Annotated in this window: 16 protein-coding genes and 1 riboswitch; of the genes, 5 read left to right on the top strand and 11 right to left on the bottom strand. The window is 72.9% G+C overall.

Annotated features, from left to right (window positions below; translation table 11 throughout):
- Nucleotides 1-70: 70 nt before the first annotated feature.
- Entirely contained in the window at nt 71-1,144 is a 1,074-nt protein-coding gene (locus tag ACFQUZ_RS07000) for a MerR family transcriptional regulator (protein WP_377439087.1), read from the bottom strand.
- 102 nt (nt 1,145-1,246) lie between these two features.
- The gene (locus ACFQUZ_RS07005) at nt 1,247-1,858 is read right to left on the bottom strand and encodes a TetR/AcrR family transcriptional regulator (protein ID WP_377439090.1); all 612 of its coding nucleotides are present in this window, start codon (nt 1,856-1,858) and stop codon (nt 1,247-1,249) included.
- A gap of 91 nt (nt 1,859-1,949) precedes the next feature.
- Here ACFQUZ_RS07005 and ACFQUZ_RS07010 point away from each other — a divergent pair, with 91 nt between their 5' ends.
- Nucleotides 1,950-2,615: a lysophospholipid acyltransferase family protein gene (locus tag ACFQUZ_RS07010; RefSeq protein WP_377439093.1), complete on the top strand. Its 666-nt coding sequence runs from the start codon at nt 1,950-1,952 to the stop codon at nt 2,613-2,615.
- A gap of 90 nt (nt 2,616-2,705) precedes the next feature.
- Here ACFQUZ_RS07010 and ACFQUZ_RS07015 read toward each other — a convergent pair whose 3' ends face one another.
- The gene (locus ACFQUZ_RS07015) at nt 2,706-3,887 is read right to left on the bottom strand and encodes a saccharopine dehydrogenase family protein (protein WP_377439096.1); all 1,182 of its coding nucleotides are present in this window, start codon (nt 3,885-3,887) and stop codon (nt 2,706-2,708) included.
- A gap of 290 nt (nt 3,888-4,177) precedes the next feature.
- Between ACFQUZ_RS07015 and ACFQUZ_RS07020 the strand changes: the two genes are divergently transcribed.
- Nucleotides 4,178-7,054 carry a LuxR C-terminal-related transcriptional regulator gene (locus ACFQUZ_RS07020; RefSeq protein ID WP_377439099.1) on the top strand — a complete coding sequence of 959 codons (2,877 nt, stop codon included), beginning with the start codon at nt 4,178-4,180 and terminating at the stop codon, nt 7,052-7,054.
- Nucleotides 7,055-7,067: 13 nt separating this feature from the next.
- On the opposite strand, the gene ACFQUZ_RS07025 is transcribed toward ACFQUZ_RS07020, so the two are convergent.
- Together ACFQUZ_RS07025 and ACFQUZ_RS07030 are read right to left on the bottom strand one after the other, a co-directional pair.
- Nucleotides 7,068-7,619: a DsbA family protein gene (locus ACFQUZ_RS07025; RefSeq protein WP_377439101.1), complete on the bottom strand. Its 552-nt coding sequence runs from the start codon at nt 7,617-7,619 to the stop codon at nt 7,068-7,070.
- Nucleotides 7,620-7,733: 114 nt separating this feature from the next.
- The gene (locus ACFQUZ_RS07030; RefSeq protein WP_377439104.1) at nt 7,734-8,408 is read right to left on the bottom strand and encodes a BON domain-containing protein; all 675 of its coding nucleotides are present in this window, start codon (nt 8,406-8,408) and stop codon (nt 7,734-7,736) included.
- A gap of 294 nt (nt 8,409-8,702) precedes the next feature.
- On the opposite strand from ACFQUZ_RS07030, the gene ACFQUZ_RS07035 reads away from it, so the two are divergent.
- Nucleotides 8,703-9,242, top strand: a complete 540-nt coding sequence (locus tag ACFQUZ_RS07035) for a hypothetical protein (protein ID WP_377439107.1) — start codon at nt 8,703-8,705, stop codon at nt 9,240-9,242.
- Between the two features lie 49 nt (nt 9,243-9,291).
- Here ACFQUZ_RS07035 and ACFQUZ_RS07040 read toward each other — a convergent pair whose 3' ends face one another.
- Nucleotides 9,292-9,723 carry a hypothetical protein gene (locus tag ACFQUZ_RS07040; RefSeq protein ID WP_377439110.1) on the bottom strand — a complete coding sequence of 144 codons (432 nt, stop codon included), beginning with the start codon at nt 9,721-9,723 and terminating at the stop codon, nt 9,292-9,294.
- 533 nt (nt 9,724-10,256) lie between these two features.
- Here ACFQUZ_RS07040 and ACFQUZ_RS07045 point away from each other — a divergent pair.
- The gene (locus ACFQUZ_RS07045; RefSeq protein WP_377439113.1) at nt 10,257-10,604 is read left to right on the top strand and encodes an STAS domain-containing protein; all 348 of its coding nucleotides are present in this window, start codon (nt 10,257-10,259) and stop codon (nt 10,602-10,604) included.
- 52 nt (nt 10,605-10,656) lie between these two features.
- Here the strand turns inward: ACFQUZ_RS07045 and surE are convergent, their stop codons facing one another.
- Genes surE through ACFQUZ_RS07060 form a run of 3 tightly spaced genes read right to left on the bottom strand, consistent with a single transcriptional unit; the run spans nt 10,657 to nt 13,566 of the window.
- Complete coding sequence (surE, locus tag ACFQUZ_RS07050) at nt 10,657-11,493, bottom strand: 5'/3'-nucleotidase SurE (RefSeq protein WP_377439115.1); 837 nt, start codon at nt 11,491-11,493, stop codon at nt 10,657-10,659.
- On the bottom strand, nt 11,490-12,464 hold the full coding sequence (locus ACFQUZ_RS07055; RefSeq protein WP_377439118.1) for a 1-phosphofructokinase family hexose kinase: 975 nt from the start codon (nt 12,462-12,464) through the stop codon (nt 11,490-11,492). The genes surE and ACFQUZ_RS07055 overlap by 4 nt, the downstream gene beginning before the upstream one ends.
- Nucleotides 12,465-12,513: 49 nt before the next feature.
- Nucleotides 12,514-13,566, bottom strand: a complete 1,053-nt coding sequence (locus tag ACFQUZ_RS07060; protein WP_377439121.1) for an FAD-dependent monooxygenase — start codon at nt 13,564-13,566, stop codon at nt 12,514-12,516.
- Between the two features lie 58 nt (nt 13,567-13,624).
- On the opposite strand from ACFQUZ_RS07060, the gene ACFQUZ_RS07065 reads away from it, so the two are divergent.
- Nucleotides 13,625-14,185 (top strand): TetR/AcrR family transcriptional regulator, encoded by a 561-nt coding sequence (locus ACFQUZ_RS07065; protein ID WP_377439124.1) that lies wholly within the window; start codon nt 13,625-13,627, stop codon nt 14,183-14,185.
- A 179-nt stretch (nt 14,186-14,364) separates the two neighbouring features.
- Here ACFQUZ_RS07065 and ACFQUZ_RS07070 read toward each other — a convergent pair whose 3' ends face one another.
- A complete protein-coding gene (locus ACFQUZ_RS07070; RefSeq protein ID WP_377439126.1) occupies nt 14,365-15,450 on the bottom strand; it encodes a coiled-coil domain-containing protein in 1,086 nt (361 codons plus the stop codon).
- A 3-nt stretch (nt 15,451-15,453) separates the two neighbouring features.
- A riboswitch (cyclic di-AMP (ydaO/yuaA leader) is annotated at nt 15,454-15,582 on the bottom strand.
- A gap of 217 nt (nt 15,583-15,799) precedes the next feature.
- Complete coding sequence (locus tag ACFQUZ_RS07075; protein ID WP_377439129.1) at nt 15,800-16,714, bottom strand: cation diffusion facilitator family transporter; 915 nt, start codon at nt 16,712-16,714, stop codon at nt 15,800-15,802.
- Nucleotides 16,715-16,719 lie beyond the last annotated feature (5 nt).

The raw sequence follows: 16,719 nt of genomic DNA on the forward strand, positions 1-16,719 counted from the left end.
CAACCGTACGTCGACCACGCTGCCGAAGTCAACGCGCGTTGATTTCGGTGGAGGGGTTCCTCGTTCGGCTTCAGGTGAGGCGGACCGGCATCAACACCGAGAACCGGCGATCGTCGTCCGGCGACCGGACGGCCAGCGGCCGGATCGGCCCGTCCAGCTCCAGCACCAGTTGACCCCCTGCCCCGGCGTCGAGCGCATCCAGCAGGAACTCCCGGTCCAGCCCGACGTACGGGTCGGTCCCGGTCACCGCCTCCGTGCCGGCCAACCGGACCGCGCCAGCCGGGTCGACCGTCAGCACGACGATCTCCCGCGGTACGCCGTCGTGTTCACGGACCACCGTCGGCGCCGCCCGGTCCGCCAAATGGCCGCGCAGCGCCGCCGCGTCGACGCTGACCCGGCGAGGACCGGCGCCCGCCCGGTCACGCAGCAGCCGGTCCACGTCCGGAAAGTCGCCCGGCACCGCCGCGCCGGCCGTCCGTCGGCCGTCCGCCGTGATCACCAGGTCCGCTCCGTCCACCTCGACCACGGCGTCCGCCGGACCGGCCGCCACGAGCATCGCGTACGCCTCGTCGACCAGGTCGGCGGGTGCGGTCGCCCGGACCGCGGGCCCGGCGGCGTCCCGGACGTCGGCCCGTGCCACGGCGAGCCGGTACCGGTCGGTGGCGACGAGGCGCAGCCCGGTGGGGTCAAGCTCGATCAGGACCCCGGACAGGACGGGGATCGCCGGGTCGGTGCCGACGGCGAAGCGGACCGAGGAGATGGCGCCCGCCAGGTCGGCGGCGCACACGATGTGGCGGCTGAGCATCGGCGGCTCCTTCCGGTCGAGCAGGGCGTGGGCGCGGGAGAGTTCCTGGCGGGCGTCGGACAGCCCGTCCTCGAGCCGGCGTAGGTGGGCGTCGAGCAGTGGCCTGGCGCCGGTCGGGTCACCCCACGAGGCGAGCACCAGGCCGATCTCGGCCAGCGGCATGCCCACCCGGCGCAGGTGGGCCAGCAGTCGGGCCGGGCCGAGCTGCTCCGGCGCGTACCAGCGGTAGCCGGTGTGCGGATCCACCGCGGCAGGGACCAGCAGACCCGCGCCGTCGTAGAACCGTAGGGCGCTCACCGACAGTCCGCTGGCCCGGGCCATCTCGCCGATGCTGCGCATGTCCCTCCCCACGACGACCGATCCTCGCGCCTCGACCGGGTCGAGGGTCAAGCGGGGGCCGGTCGGCGGAAATGCTCCTCGGGCCTCGGGCGGGTAGCGGGGTCAGGTGGACGGCGGCCGGTCGAGGGCCCGGGACATCGCCCGCCGGGCCCGGTCGACCGCGGTCCGGTCGCCGTGCAGCCGGAGTTCGTGGTTAAGCATCATGATGGACGCCCCCAGGGCGAAGATGATCTCCTGGGGGTCGGTCTCGGGTGACAACTCTCCGGCGCGGACCGCCAGTTCGATCTGCCAGCTCAGCTCGCGCCGCCACCGGACGACACAGCCGCGTACGGCGTCCCGGACCGGCCCCGGGCGGTCGTCGACCTCGCCGATCGTCGCCACGAAGAAGCAACCACCGGGAAACGCCGCGCGTTCCACGTAGTCGACCCACGCGTCACACACCGCCCGCAGCCGGGGCAGCCCCGGAGGAGTGTCGGTGACCGGCGTCCAGACCTTGTGCCAGAAGATCTCGGCGGCCCGCTCCACCACCGCCAGTTGCAGGGACTCCTTGGTGCCGAAGTGCCCCAGCAGGCCGGATTTGCTGATCCCGAGGTCGGTGGCCAGCCGGCCGATGGTCAGGCCGGCCAACCCTTCCACGGAGGCCAGGTCGACAGCGTGGGCCAGGATCGCGGCTCGGGTCTGCCGGGCGGCGGCGACGGACGCGCGTGGGCTCACCGGGTCACTATAACGGCTCCGGCGGGACTATAGGGTCCGACCGTTCGGTCGCTATATACTCACTCCCGCACCAGGCCGACGAGGGGGAACTGTGCTCTACCGCGTCACCCGAGGGCTGCTCGCGCCGCTGTCCCGGCTGGTCTACCGGCCGGTCGTCGAGGGCCGGCACCACGTACCGAGGCACGGCCCCGTCATCCTGGCCAGCAACCACCTGGCCTTCGTGGACAGCGTCGTCATCCCGCTTGTCGCACCGCGTCCCGTGGTGTTCCTGGCCAAGGCGGAATACTTCACCGGCCATGGCGTACGCGGCCGGTTGCGGGCCTGGTGGTTCCGCGCGCTGGGCGCCGTGCCGGTGCAGCGGGGAGCCAACCGGGCGGCCCGCTCCGCCCTGGACACCGCCCTGGCGGTGCTGCGCCGGGGCGACGCGTTCGGCATCTATCCGGAAGGCACCCGATCCCGGGACGGGCGGCTTTACCGGGGCCGGACCGGGGTGGGCTGGCTGGCGCTGACCGCGGGGGTGCCGGTGGTGCCGGTGGCTCTCGTCGGCACCGACCAGATCCAGCCGCCCGGCGCCCGGCTGCCCCGGATCCGGCGGGTGACCGTCCGGTTCGGCGCGCCGCTGGACCTCGCCACCCGGCACGCCCACCTCCCACCCGCCGCCGCCCGCCGGGCCGTCACTGACGAGGTCATGCGGGCCATCGAGGACCTCTCCGGCCAGGTGCGGGCGCCGGGCTACAACGAGGCCCCGGCAGCCTGACACCGGCCGGGCATCGGAACTGCGGCGCGACCGGACCAGGTAGCCCGCTGCAGTGCCGGGAGCGGGCCCGCGACGCGACGGTGGTCCGGGTCAGCCGGCCGGTTCCAGTACGCGGAACGCCAGGCCAGCCCGCTGTAGCCGGTACGTCAGCGCGTCACCCATGGCGACCGCCGTGGTGACCTGCCCGGCCGTTGACGGCAACGCGTCCAGCGCCAGGCACAGCGCGGACTCGGCGAGCATCTTGGCGGTCTCGTCGTACCCGGGATCGCCGCCGGAGACCTCGGTGACCACCCGGCGACCACCGCCCGAGCCGACGAAACGTACCGTGAACCAGCTCCTGGCCCGCCGCTGCGCGGACGGCCCGTGGCCGGACGCCACCCGGCCCATCAACCACGTCCGGGCCGGCGGGATCCGCATCAGGCCGGCGACGCCGGCCAGCCCGACCACTCCGGCGGCCACCGTGGGCAGCCGCTTCACCGCGGCGTAGTGCGAGTAGCGGAAGTCCGGCCCGTACACCGGCAGGGCCGCCGCCGACCGACGGATCACCTGCGGGTCGAGGGTGGGCAGCGGCAGCGCCCACATGCCCAGCTCGGCGACCTTGCCCGGCCGGCCGGCCACCGCCCGGGCCCGCCGGCCCTCCGGCCGGGGTTCGGCCGCCCGCCGCGCCCGTGCCGCCTCGCTGGCCTGCCGCTGCCGGGAGATCGCGCTGAGCGCCGACTGGTACGTCCCACCGGAGAACCTGGCGTCGGCCCGGACGTAGCCGGCCACCGTCAGCGGCACGTCCCGGGGGAGCTGGCGCACTGTGAAGTACGCCCCCAGGTCGTGCGGGACCGAGTCGAAGCCGCATGCGTGCACCAGTCGCGCGCCGGTGCGGACCGCGGTCTCGTGGTGGCGCAGGTACATCTGGTCCACGAACTCCGGCTCGCCGGTGATGTCCGCGTAGTCCGTGCCGGCCGCCGCACAGGCCGCCACCAGCGGTTCGCCGTACCGCTGGTAGGGCCCGACGGTGCTGACCACCACGCGGCTGTCGGCGGCGACCCGGCGCAGTGACTCCGGATCGGCCACGTCGGCGGCGAGCAGCGGCAGTTCGGCGAGCGCGGGATCCGTCTCCGCCAGCGAGTCGCGTAACGCACCGAGTTTGGCCTGGTTGCGTCCGGCCAGCGCCCAGCGGAGCCCGGCGGGTGCGGCCCCGGCGAGGTAGCGCGCGGTCAGGCCACCGGTGAAGCCGGTGGCGCCGAACAGGACGATGTCGTACGAACGGTCAGCAGGCACCTGCGCAGTCTCGCATCTTCCGCCGCCCATTTTCTTGGTCGATCAAGAGCCGTGCGTCGCTCGGACCCGGAACACGTGACGCGAAGCTCTTGATCAACTCGGGCCGGAGGTGGGTGAGACGGAGTCCTCCGGTAGGGGTGAACCGCCGCGGGCCGGGTATCCGGGCGCCGCCGGATCGACACGACGGCCACCGAGCGCGCCGGATCGACACGACGGCCACCGAGCCGTCACCGAACGCGCCGGATCGCCGAGGCGACCGGCGTCACCGCCAGCACCGGGAGGACAGCGGGGTGATCGAGGAACAGAGCGCCGTCATCGCCGGACCGTCCCGCGCGGTGACTTCCGACCCATCTCCGCTGCTGGCCGCCAGACTCTCCGCAGCGCCGCTGCCCGCCGCGCTAATCAGCAGGTCGAGGTTACACCGGATGCTGGACGCCGGCGCCGCCGGACCGGTCACCCTGGTCGTCGCCCCGGCCGGCTGGGGAAAGACGGTCCTGCTCAGCTCGTGGGCCCGCGCCGCGGCGGACGGAAACGACGGCCGGGCGGCGTCAACGGACCCGGACGGCCGGGCGGCGGCGGCCCACGACGGCCGGGCGCCGACGTCAACGGACCCGGACGGCCGGGCGGCGGCGGTCCACGACGGCCGGGCGGACCCGGCCCCACCGGACAGGGCGGGCCGGATCGGCTGGGTGGCGGCGGAGTCCACCGACCAGGCTGGGCGGTTCTGGGCGTACGTCGCCGCGGCGCTCGGCGTCGAGCCGGCCGGAGACCAGCCCGGTGACCCGGGGTACCTCGACCGGCTCGCCGACGCGGCGGCCCACCGACCCATGCCGGCGGTGCTGATCCTCGACGACCTGCATCGGGTCGCCGATCCCTCCCTGCTGGAGGGTCTCGATGCCCTGGTCCGGCACGCCGCGGGCGCGGTGCGGTTGGTCCTGAGCAGCCGCACCGACCCGCCGCTCGCCATGCACCGGCACCGGCTGAACGGCGAACTGACCGAGATCCGGGCCGCCGAGCTGGCCTTCACCGCCGAGGAGGCCGCCGACCTGCTCGGCGCGTGCGGGGTACGCCTGCCCCCCGAACTGGCCGGAGAGCTGTGGGCCCGGACCGAGGGTTGGCCGGCCGGTCTGCGGCTCGCCGCGCTGGCCCTGCGCGACCATCCCGACCCGGCGCGCTACGTCGCCACCTTCGGCGGCGATGTCCCCGAGATCGCCGGTTACCTGACGCAGGAGGTGCTGGCCGACCTCACCGCCGAGGCGCGGGACGCGGTGCGCCGCGCGGTCGTCTCGCGCCGGATCACGGGGGACCTGCTGGAGGCGCTGACCGGGCGCGGGGACGGGGACCGGCTGCTGGCCGAGGCGGAACGGACCGGTGTCGTCATCGCCGTAGGCACCCGGCCGGCCGCCTGGCGCTGCCACCGGCTGCTCGGTGACCTGTTCCGCGCGGAACTGGCCGAGTTGCCCGGCGACGAGCTGCTCGACCTGCACCGGCGTGCGGTCGCCTGGGCGGTCCGGCACGGCCGGCCCGACGACGGACTTCGGCACGCGCTGGCCGCGGCCGACTGGCACCGGGCGGGGCAGATCCTGCTCGACCACTGGCCGGTACTGGTGTCAGCCGCCGTATCGGACACCGATCCGGACCAGGCGGCGATGTCCGACGCGCCGGCGCCGCCCCCGGACCTGGTGCGGAGCCAGCCGGAGGTGGCACTGGCCCGGGCCGTCGACCGGTTGCGGGCCGGCGGCCCGACGGCAGCCGACGATGCCCGCACGCTTATCGAAGCGGCCACCGAGGTGCCCCGGCTCCGGCTCGTCGAAGCCGCGGTGGCTCTCGCCGCGGAAAGGGTCGACGCCGATCCGGTACGCGTGACCGCGGCCGCCGAGCGGTTGCTCGGGCGCGTCGACCCGACGGACAACACGGTCCCGGCGAGCGGCGCCCGGGCGCTCGCCCACCAGGCCCTGGCGACATGCCGCCTCGACGCCGGTGATCTCGCCGGAGCCGCGGAGCACCTCGGTGCGGCGAACATCGCGGCCCGCCGGGGCCCGGTCCGTGTCCGGGTCGCCGGCATCGCCCGGCTGGCCCTGGTTCACGCCCTGCGCGGGGCGCTCCGAGCCGCCGAGGAGATGGCCCTCGGAGCCGAGGAAGCCGCCCGGGGGACGGTGGACGCACCCGGTGGACGGCCGGCACACCTTGCGGTCGACTGTGCCGCCGCGTACCTGGCCCGGGCGCTGGTGGCCGACGAGCGGGACCGTCCGGACGAGGCCGAGACACATCTCGCGCTGGCCGACGCGGCGCTGACCGCGGCGGCCGACCCGACGCTCGCGGCCATCGCCGAGTTGGTCCGGGCGCGGCTCCGGCGAGCGCGCGGGGACCGGGTCGGCTGCTTCCGGGCGTTGCTGGCCGCGCGGGAATCGTGGACGGGGCCGACACCACCTCTGATCGGGTACGCGGTGCGGGTTGCCGAGGCCGACCTGCGGGCCGCGAACGGTGATCTCACCACCGCCCGCGGCCTGCTCGCCGGCGTGCCGGCCGGCCCGTGCGAGCCGGGCGGCGGATCGGCGGCGTGGTCCGGCACCGGGGCCGCCGCCATGGCCGACGTCGCGGCTGCCGTGGTGCTGGCCCGGATCGAGCTGCTGGACGGTGATCCGCGGGGGGCGCTGCGTGCGGTGCCGTCCTGGGACGGGCAGGCCGCGGGGGAGTGGCCGCTACCGGTCCGCCTGGAGGCAGGATTGCTGGAGTCCGTGGCGGCCCGCCGGGCCGGCGAGGTACGGCGGGCCGGACGGGTGCTGGAACGGGTGTTGGAGCTGGCCGAACCGGAGGGCTGCCGGCGGGTCTTCACCCGGGCCGAGCCGCCGGTCCGGGATCTGCTGGCCGAGCACCTGGACTCCGGCACGGCGTACTGGCCGTTACTGGACGACCTGCTGCGCGCCGATGCTCCCGACCCGCTCGCGGCACCGGTGGCGCCGGTGGCACTGGGCGAGCCGTTGACCGAACGGGAGCTGACCGTCCTCCGTTACCTGCAGAGCATTCTGTCCAACGTGGAGATAGCCAGCGAGATGTCGCTGTCGGTGAACACCGTCAAGACGCACGTCCGCAACATCTACCGGAAGCTGGACGCGAGCCGGCGTCGGGAGGCGGTTCGTCGCGCTCGCGAGTTGCGGCTCATCTGAGGAGTGCCGCCGCTCACTCACCGGCCGCCCGGTCCACCGCGGCGAGCAGGTCGGGCAGTGCGTGGCCGGCCTCGTGCCGGACCCCGTTGACGAAGAAGGTCGGGGCGCCGTGCACGCCGCTGCGGATGCCGCCGACGAAATCCCGCCGGACCCGGTCCAGCCGCCGATGCGCGTTGACCTCCGCGGATACCTCGTCGGCGTCCACACCGGCCTGTTGCACGCCGAGTGACATATGCACCGGATCGAGTTGTTCTTGGTGGTCGAAGAGCCAGTCGTGGATCGCCCAGAAATGTCCACGCGCGCCGGCCGCCTCGGCCGTCTCGGCCGCCATCTCGGCGTACGGATGCACGTTGGCGACCGGGAAGTGCCGGAACACCAGGCGCACCGTGTCCGCCCGTTGCCGCAGCACCTCCCGCAGGTTCGGGTAGGCCTCGCCGCAGTAGGGGCACTGGAAGTCGGCGTACTCCACAATGGTGACCGGGGCGTCCACCGGACCGCGGACGTGGTCCTCGGCGGTGACCGGGTCCCGCAGCCGGTCGGAGGTCACCTGAAGCGTCGTACGCATGTCGTCGTCCGTCCGCTCGGCACCACCGGATCGTGGCTCCCATGGGTCATGGAGACAGGCTCGCCGCTGTGTGGGTGAGCCGGGATCACCCCCGTGGGGTGGTCGTCGTCTCGCTCAACGCCGGACGGTGAGATGGTTGTCCACCGTCGCCACCCCCGGCGCGGACCAGGCAACTCGTTCCGCTTCCTCGCGTTCGAGGCGGGACCGGACGGCACCGCGCAGGACGACCGTGCCCTCCCGGACCTCGATGCCGATCCGCTCGGCGTCCGCCTCCACGGTACGGACCAGAGCGCTGAGGATGCGGTGCCGTAGCTCGTCCGGCGAGGATCGGGTACGGGGTCGGACCACGATGCCGTTGCTGACGCCCTGGACACTTGTGAGCCGCCCCACCGCCTGCTCGGCGGCACGACGCTGGTACTCCCATTCCACCTCGCCGCGCAGCGTCACCCAGCCGTTCGACACGGTCACCTCGACGTCGCCCACCGGTACGAAGGCGTCCCACTCCAGCGCCCGGGTGGCGGCGACCGCGAGATCACCGTCGGTGCGGGTGGCCGAGGTCGGAAGCCGTACCTCGATGTCGTTGGCCACGGCCCGGACCCGGGGCAAGCGGTGTGCCGCCCGCTCGGCCGCCCACTTCTTCGCGTAGCTGTCCACCCATCCGGTCAGCGTGACCACGCCCTCGGTGACGGTCACCCCGACCTCGTGCGGACGCAGTCGGGGCTCCCAGTCCAACTCGTCCAGGACGTCCCGCTGGATGTCCTGGTCGGTACGGGGGATCGTGGTCGCCATCGCCGGATACCTCCCTCTTCCGCCGGCCCGCCCGCCGGCCCGCGTCGATCGTGCCGGCCCGTCTGGTGAAGCGGCGCCACCCGATTCGGGTGAGCGCAAGGCGGGCCAGGTCGGATGTCCGTCTCGGCAATGGGGGAGAACGGACGCACGGTGAGATGATTGTCGCGTGGGGTAGCGACTGTCGATCGGCGGGTAGCCGGTCGCCTGCGGGTTACCGATTATCGGCAGCGACCGGCGAGCCGATGGGTCCGGTCCATCGGCGGGTCACCGGCTTGTCGGCGGCGGAGGTGGCGGATGGACCGGCAGGCGGCGGGCATCTTCGGCGGGATCGTGGCGGTCGGGCTGGGACCGGCTATCTGGCTCGGCGCGCAACTCTTCCGGGTGGACCCGCCGCCGCCGCTGCCGTCGGTGGCGGTCACCGGAGTGCCGGAGGAGCCCCGGACCACCGTCCCGGGCGCCGCGTCCGAACCGGCCGTGACATCGCGTCCGTCCGGTGCCGTCCACGGCGGCTCCGGGGCGGGCCCGTCCGCACATCCCGGCGCTCCGGCCGCGGCCGTCACCGGAGGCCCGGTCGAGTCGCCCGGCGCGCCATCGAGGAGCCCGGGACCGACGTCGAACAACCCGTCGCCATCGAACAACCCGTCATCACCGAACAACCCGTCACCATCGGACGAACCCTCGTCACCGGTCCAGTCGTCCGACGGCCCGACCGATCCGGACGACGAACCCGAGGCGCCGGACGCCTCGGGTTCGCCCAGCGAGGTGCCGTCCGGGACGGTGGGGCCATCACCGGGGGGCGGCCGGACGTCCAGCGGTCCGGCGAGGCAGTTCTGATCGCTCCGCCCGATCCTTCCGGGTACCGGGTGCCGGTGTTGGAGATCCGTCAGTTGTCCAGTGGTGTCGCGGGGGAGCCGGGCCGGTCGACGTCGACGAACTCCACCTGGTCGCTCGAACCAAGGGCGGCGTTGTCGCGGTCCATCGCCGAGCGGAGCGCCGTGCCGGCGGCCCAACCGATGACCGCACCGACGAGACCGGCGCCGATGACGTAGGTCCAGGGTAGGGCGGGCCGACGACCGGCGAGCGCGTCGAAGGCCAGGCTCGCCCGGTGCCACGCCTCGTCCGCGACGGCTCCGATCCGACCACGCGCCTCGTCGGTCAGGTCACCGGTCGCGGACCGGGCTGAGCGGGCGGTGTCCTTGGCGGTGTCCTTGACGGTGTCGCCGGCGGCGTTGACCGCCGAGACCAGGTATTCCCAGGCCTGGTCGGCGATCCGCTCGGTCCTGCCCCGGCGGTCCAGCAGGTTGCTTCCGAACATCGGTGTTCCTCCTCGGCTGCCGAACGTCGCTGACCACATCGGACAGGGTGTCACGGCGTGGTTGCGGCTGCTCCAAACGACGTGCCCCGACACGGTCGGCCGCAAACTCGTGATCACCGCCGGGCCACGCCCTGCTGTGACGCTGGGTAAGGGTAACAGTACGATTCCAGTTGTTCTGTCCCGGGAGCCGATCGGGAGGATGTGGCGCGACACCGGGTTCCCGGATCGCCTGCGGAGGATCGAGTGGCTCACCGCCTCCCGGCGCCGGGGTGCCGCCGCAGATCGTGCCGGCCGGTCGTACTCCGCACGGACGGTGGCGGCGAGCGGCTAGGGTGGCATGCTGCGGGCAGGCGAGGAACGATCTCGGCCGCACGCGTGTTTTCTGGTGGGTTGTCCGAAAATATGCTGGCAATCTGCTGTGCGCCGAATAGATTGCTCGGCCGGGGGGTAGCGACCCGGGCGTCGGAGGAATACGCTCGGTCGCGGCCCGCGTACTAGAGGCGCCCGTTCTGAGGGCGAGTGGAGGTGCTCGCGTGAGCCTGTTGATCAGCACGTCGATCCTGCCCGGTGGGATCGTGGAGATCTGTCCCGACGGTGAGATCGACGTCGACACGGCGTTCGAGGTACGCGAGGGCATCGCCGGCGTCCTTGCCAAAGGCCGGCCGACCCGAATCGAGCTGAACATGCGTCGGGTCAGCTTCATCGACTCGGTCGGCATCAGCGCCATGGTCGCGGGCTTCCAGATGGCCGAGGTCAGCGGCGTCAAGCTGGTCGTGACCGAGCCCAGCCGGTTCGTGCACCGGCAGCTGTGGGTGACCGGTCTGCTCGGTTTGTTCGGCGCGCCGGAGCCCTACTTCGCGGGGGCCGGCAGCGCCTCCTGAGCCACAGTCCCGACGGGCCGGGACGCCGCCTCGCTGCGGACGCCACGCACAGTCAGTCCAGGTCGGTGAGGTCCACCTCGGTCACCTCGGTGATCGCACGAATCGCGGTTACCGAGGCGTACCCCTGATTGAGCCAGGCCACGTCGGTGCCGGGCTCGATCTCGGCGCCGGTCTCCTCCAACGACGTCCGGACGAAGCCGCTGCCAGCCTCGGCCACGGTCATCTGCACCTGACCGAAGTCGGCAAGCGAGCCTCGTCGCAGGCCACGCAGCCGCTCGTACGGCACGTCGGGTGTGTTCACGTTGAGCACCGACCCGGCGGGGGCCGCGATGAGCCGGGGCAGCAGATCCAGCGCCACCCGCGCGGCGGTCGACCAGTGCCGGGCGTGGTCGTGCACCTTGTTCGCGGCGGCCACGGCGGCCCCGCCGCTGGCCGCGGTCGCCTCCCCGGCGGACAGCACGTCGAGCGAGACCGCCACGGCGGAGCAACCGTTGGCGGCGGCGGTGCACGCCGCACCCACCGTCCCGGAGTGCAGCACCGCCCGGCCGGCGTTGGCGCCCCGGTTGATGCCGGAGAGCACCAACTCGGGTGGCGGGCCGAACGCCCCGTGCAGGGCGATAAGCGTGATGAACCCGGGCGAGCCGGCCACCCCGTATCCGGTGACGCCGGGCAGGTCGTCGAACTGATGTTCCTCGACGACCACCTGCCCGTCCCGCTCCACGGCGGTCATCGCGGCGCTGGTGCCGCTGGCCTCCCGATGCGGTGCCGCGAGCACCACGTCCAGGCCACGCTCGACTGCCGCCCGGGCGAGCCACCGGATGCCCGGCGCGGTCACCCCGTCGTCGTTGGTGATCAACACCCGGGTACGCCGTCCGGCTTCCGCGCTCACCGGTGCCGCTCCGCGAGTTCGTCGGCGGTCCTCCGGCCCTGGTCCCGCTCGGTCAGCGGGACCAGTTCCACCCGGTCGAGCAGGCCCTCCAGGGCGTCGGTGCGGCCCGTGCCGAGGCCGTGCCGGGTGACGTTCAGGGCACCGGCGGCGGCACCGGTGCGGACGGCCGTACGGATGTCGCCGCCCTTGGCCAGCACGGCGGCCACCCCGGCCGTCATCGAGTCGCCCGCGCCGCGCGGGTCGGCCGCTTCCAGCTTGGGCATCCGGACCTCCAGCACCTCGTCCTCGATCAGGGCGAGCGCCGGCTCCCCGGCCCGGCTCACCACGACCGTCCTGGCACCCCGGCCGGCCATTTCCCGCATGGCCCGGGTCAGTTCCTCGGCGCTGTCGTCGTGGATCAGACCGTCACCCTGCAACTCCTCGTGGCTGACCTTCAAGAACGTCAGCTCCCCACTGTCCAGGACGGCCGACAGAAACGGCCCGGACAGGTCGGCCACCACCTGGCTGCCATTACCGCCCAGGTCGGCCGCGAGTCGGCGGTACATGTCGGCCGGTACCAGGGGCGCCTTCCCCGTGCCACTGAGCACGCTCACCGGTGCGCGCAGTCCCTTGGCGAGGGCGAGGTTGTACAGCTCGTCCAGGTCGTGCCGGCCCAGCGGCGCGCCCGGCACGTCGGCGATCTCCAGGCGCTTCCCGTCCCGCCGGTCGTGCACGTACCCGCCGCTGGCGGTGTCCCGCCGGATCATCGCGAGGTCGACCCCCTCGCTGGCCAGCAGCGGTTCGAGGACCTGGCCGATCTCGCCGCCCGCCGTGGCGCACAGCACCACCGGTACACCGAGCCTCATGATCATGCGCGCCTGCCAGACCCCCTGCCCGCCCGGATGCAGGTGGATCTCCACGTCGTCGGCGGGTTGGTCGACGGTGATCGTCAACTGGGGGGTGGGGGCGAAGACCATCGCATGCTCGTCCATGCGCCGGTTCCTTTCCCCGGTCAGGCGGGCGTATGCCGACAAGCTGACGTCAGGAGACCAACAGGGCCGTCCGGATCGCCAAGTCGCGGGCCGGGACGAGTCGGCGGACCCGCGCCATCCGGTTGAGCACCCGGGCGGCGCGGGTGAGCCGTTGCGTGCTCGGCCGACGTCTCCGGTCGTACGTGGCCAGCCCGTCCGCCACCGACGGCGCCTCGACGAGACACTCGCCCAGCACCGCCGCGTCGATAAGCGCCTCGCACGCGCCGCGCCCGATGTCCGGGGCCATCGCGTGGGCGGCATCACCGATGAGGGCGACGGTGCCGGCCACGAAGCTGGGCAACGGCCGAGCCAGGTCGTAGACGTCGTGCCGGAGGACCTCCTCCTCCCGGATGCCGGCCAGGACCTGTCGCACTCCGTCGTGCCAACCACCGAACCGGGCCCGGATCTCGTCGAGTTCGGCACCGGGGCGCCGGCCACCGGCCGGAGCGATCGCGGTGGCGTACCAGTTGGTCCGGCCGCTCTCCCGGGGGGTGATGCCGAACTTGCGGCCGGCCCCCCACGTCTCGCTCACCGTGTTGGTGCTGCCTTCGACGGTGCCCCGCCAGGCCGTCATACCGACGTACCGCAGCCCGGCTTCGGCGCCGAACAGGGTGGTGCGGGTCCGGCTGTTGATGCCGTCCGCAGCGACCACCACGTCGTACCGCTTCCGCAGGTCCGTCACGTCCGCCGTGACGCCGTACCGCACGATGTCTGCGGGCATGGCTCGGGTCAGCAGGTCCAGCAGGCCGGCCCGGGAGATCAATCGGACCGTGTCGCCGGTGCGCCGGGTGACCTTGGGTACGTCGATGGTGCCGATCCGGCTGCCGTCGGGTCGCAGGAACACGCCGGCCTTCTGTTCGGCGCCCTGCGTGCGGACCACGTCACCCAGGTCGATCGTGTCCAGCGCGCGCAGGGCCTCCGGCCAGATGCCGAGCGCGGTGCCGATCAGCTCCGGCTCGACCGACCGCTCGTAGACCCGGACCTTCCATCCGGCCCGATGCATGGTGATCGCCATTGCCAGCCCGCCGATGCCGGCGCCGATGATCCCTACCGTCCGCGTCATGGGACCCACCATACTACAGATGTAGTGTTGGCACTATGGCTGTTGTAGGGTGACTGCCATGTCATCGCGGCGGGAGCAGGTGATCGAGGCCGCCATCCGGGTGCTCGGTCGAGACGGCCTGCGCCAGCTCACCCACCGGGCGGTGGATGCCGAGGCCGGCGTGCCGTCCGGGACGACCTCCAACCACGTACGCACCCGGGACGCCCTGCTGCGGGCGGTCATCGAGCGACTGGGCGCGCTGGACCAGGCCGACTGGGAGCGGTTCGCCGGCGAGGTGTCACCAGGGGACCCGACAGAGCTGGCCCAGGCGCTGATCGAGGTGGTGCGGGGTGCGGTCGGGCCGGCGCGAGACCGCACGCTCGCCCGGTACGCGCTCGCGCTGGAGGCGGCGGTCCGCCCGGAGTTGCAGTCGCACATGCTGCGCGGCAGGGCGGACGTCCTCCGGTGGGCCGTGCCGTGGCTGCGCCGGGCCGGTTCGGCGCAGCCGGAGACCCACGCCCGGTTACTGCTCGACTACCTGGACGGGGTGATCATGCACCAACTCTCGTTCCCGGAACCCGATTTCGACCCCGGACCCGGTGTCCGGACGCTCCTCACCGCCCTGTCCCGCACCCAGTAGCCCTCGCCCCCCGCCGGTGGCCCCGTCGATCTAGGGCAGATGGTTGTGATTGGAGATCAAAACGCGACCATCTGCCCTAGATCGACAGGGGCATACGCGTCAGGGGCATACGCGTGGGGAGGGCGTGCGACGGGGCGGCCGGCGCGGTGCGCCGACCGGCCGAGGTGGTCCGTCGCGGGTCAGTTCATCGACAGGTGGACGTGGTTGGTGTGGTCGCTGGACGGGTCGCCGCCCGCGCCGCTGTAGGACTTCCAGCCGCTGCTCGGCAACCAGATCTCCTTGAACCAGATGACGTACAGCACGCCGAGCCGGTTGGCGTTCTTCACGAAGTACGCCGCCAGGTTGTTGCCGTAGGTGCGGTCGCCGCCAGTGGCCACGCCGCCGAAACCGCCCTTCTGGGCGGCGAAGTCGCACGCCCGACCCTTCGGGTGCTCGCCCGATCCGCCGCTGCGGAAGCAGGAGACGAACCGGGTGAACCCGGCGGCCTTGGCCTGGTTCATGGCGTGCAACGTGCGTGGGGTGATGCAGCCCGAGGTCGTCGGGTCGTTGACGCTGCACGACTCGCTCGGCCACGAACCGTCGGAGTTGCGCGGCGCCGGCTTCGCCGAGGCGGACGACGTACCGCCGCTGCCGCCGGTGGACCGGGCTGAGCTGCCGGCGACGGCCAGGGCTCGTTCGGCCTGCTGTTTGCGCTTGGTCATCACGGTGAGCTGGGCGCGTTGCTCGGCGATCTCCCGGTCGACCGCGGCCTTCGCCTCGGTCTCGGCGTTGCGGGACTCGACCAACGCGCGCAGCTGCCGGTCCTCGTTGGCCGCCACCGCTTCGAGCCGGGCGGCCCGGTCCATCAGTCCGTCCGGACCGTCGGAGTTCAACAGGGCGGTCACCGGGCCGAGCCGACCGGTGCGGTACGCGGTGTCGGCCAACTCACCGACCGTCTGGCTCCGGGTGGTCAACTCGGTTTCGATGGTGCCCAACCGGCTGGCCAGCTCCTGCTGGCGTTTGGTCGAGGCGTCGAGCTTGGCTTTCGCGTCGAGGAACCCCCGGGACGCCTCGTCGAGTTGTTTGCGGAGAGCGTCGGTGCCGCCCTCGTCATCGGTGCCGGGCGCGGCCTGCAGTCCGGCGACCGGGGGTGGTGCCGCGGCCGCTGCTACCGGCGTGGCGACGGCGAGTGCGAGTCCCGCGGCGATCAGTGCCAGCACGGCGCGTACTCGGGAGCCGCGCTCGGGGGGCGTCAGTCGCGCGACGAAATGTCGAGCAGGTGCCATGAACCATCCTTCCGTCAGCCGCCGACCGGGTTAGCTGACGGGTTCGGGACGGAAGATCCCTACCGCTGACGCGGATGCACCCCAGGAACGTGGTTCCCCGGCTCGCGCGAGGCGATTAAGCGGCGGCCACCACCGGCGCCGGAAGGCACCTCCGGGTGGAGACCGCCGCCGAGTTTACGGGCGGTGACGGGGAATGGTGGCGGGGAGGTGCGGCGGGTCTGGCTAAATGTCCAATTAGTCCGGCTGATCCGGCGAAATTTAAGGCCCCATTAAAGCGATACGTGAACGGAGAGTAATGAATCGATCTCATCTCCGTGGCGGGGTGCGGTGCGGACGTGGGCCCTACGACCTACCAGCCGGTGGGTCCACAGGCCCCGGGTCGGGAGTCCGGCTCCACCTGCAAAGTGGCGTGGTCGATGTCGAACTCGTCATGCAGCGCCCGGCGCGCGGCGGAGAGCACCGCGCCGACCTCGGCCCCGGCGCGCACGGTCAGGTGCGCGGAGGCGACCTCCATGCCCGAGGTGAGCGTCCACACGTGCAGGTCGTGGACGTCGGTCACGTCGGGGAGGGCGCACAGTCGCGCCTGAACGGCGGGAACGTCGAGGTGCTCCGGCGCCGCCTGGACCAGGATCCGGATCGCCGCCCGCCCCAGCCGCCAGGTGCGCGGCAGGATGAACAGGCCGATCCCGACGGCCACCAGGGGGTCGGCCCACCACCAGTCGGTCAAGGCGATCACGCCGGCGGCGACGATGACGCCCACCGAGCCCAGCAGGTCGCCGACCACCTCCAGGTACGCGCCCCGCATGTTTATGCTTTCCCGTGCGCCGGCGCGCAGCAGCCCGAACGCGACGAGGTTGGCGCCCAGGCCGAGCACCGCCACCACGAGCATCGGTCCGACCACGACCTCGGGTGGATCCCCGAACCGGCGGACCGCCTCCACGAGCACGTAGATCGCGACACCGGAGAGCAGGACGGCGTTGGCCAGGGCGGCCAGCACCTCCAGTCGGTAGAGACCGAAGGTGCGCTGCGGATCGGCGCTGGCCCGGCGGGTGGCGGTGATCGCGGCGAGGGCCATGCCGATGCCCAGCACGTCGGTGAACATGTGACCGGCGTCGGAGAGCAGGGCGAGTGAGCCGGTGGCGAACGCCGCCACCGCCTCCACGATCATGAGGGTGGTGAGCAGGATCAGGGCCATCCACAGCCGGCCCCGGTGCCGCTCCGCGACGCGCAGCACCTGCCCGCCGTGGTCATGACCCGCTCCCACGCCCC

The sequence above is a fragment of the Plantactinospora sp. GCM10030261 genome (assembly GCF_042666615.1).
Classification (GTDB): domain Bacteria; phylum Actinomycetota; class Actinomycetes; order Mycobacteriales; family Micromonosporaceae; genus KBS50.

What these genes read in the sequence shown, in the direction of transcription:
- ACFQUZ_RS07040 (WP_377439110.1), bottom strand. Translation starts at nt 9,723, where the DNA reads ATGTTCGGAAGCAACCTGCTGGACCGCCGGGGCAGGACCGAGCGGATC.
- ACFQUZ_RS07070 (WP_377439126.1), bottom strand. Translation starts at nt 15,450, where the DNA reads ATGGCACCTGCTCGACATTTCGTCGCGCGACTGACGCCCCCCGAGCGC.
- ACFQUZ_RS07065 (WP_377439124.1), top strand. Translation starts at nt 13,625, where the DNA reads ATGTCATCGCGGCGGGAGCAGGTGATCGAGGCCGCCATCCGGGTGCTC.
- ACFQUZ_RS07025 (WP_377439101.1), bottom strand. Translation starts at nt 7,619, where the DNA reads ATGCGTACGACGCTTCAGGTGACCTCCGACCGGCTGCGGGACCCGGTC.
- ACFQUZ_RS07030 (WP_377439104.1), bottom strand. Translation starts at nt 8,408, where the DNA reads ATGGCGACCACGATCCCCCGTACCGACCAGGACATCCAGCGGGACGTC.
- ACFQUZ_RS07000 (WP_377439087.1), bottom strand. Translation starts at nt 1,144, where the DNA reads ATGCGCAGCATCGGCGAGATGGCCCGGGCCAGCGGACTGTCGGTGAGC.
- ACFQUZ_RS07055 (WP_377439118.1), bottom strand. Translation starts at nt 12,464, where the DNA reads ATGGACGAGCATGCGATGGTCTTCGCCCCCACCCCCCAGTTGACGATC.
- ACFQUZ_RS07035 (WP_377439107.1), top strand. Translation starts at nt 8,703, where the DNA reads ATGGACCGGCAGGCGGCGGGCATCTTCGGCGGGATCGTGGCGGTCGGG.
- ACFQUZ_RS07060 (WP_377439121.1), bottom strand. Translation starts at nt 13,566, where the DNA reads ATGACGCGGACGGTAGGGATCATCGGCGCCGGCATCGGCGGGCTGGCA.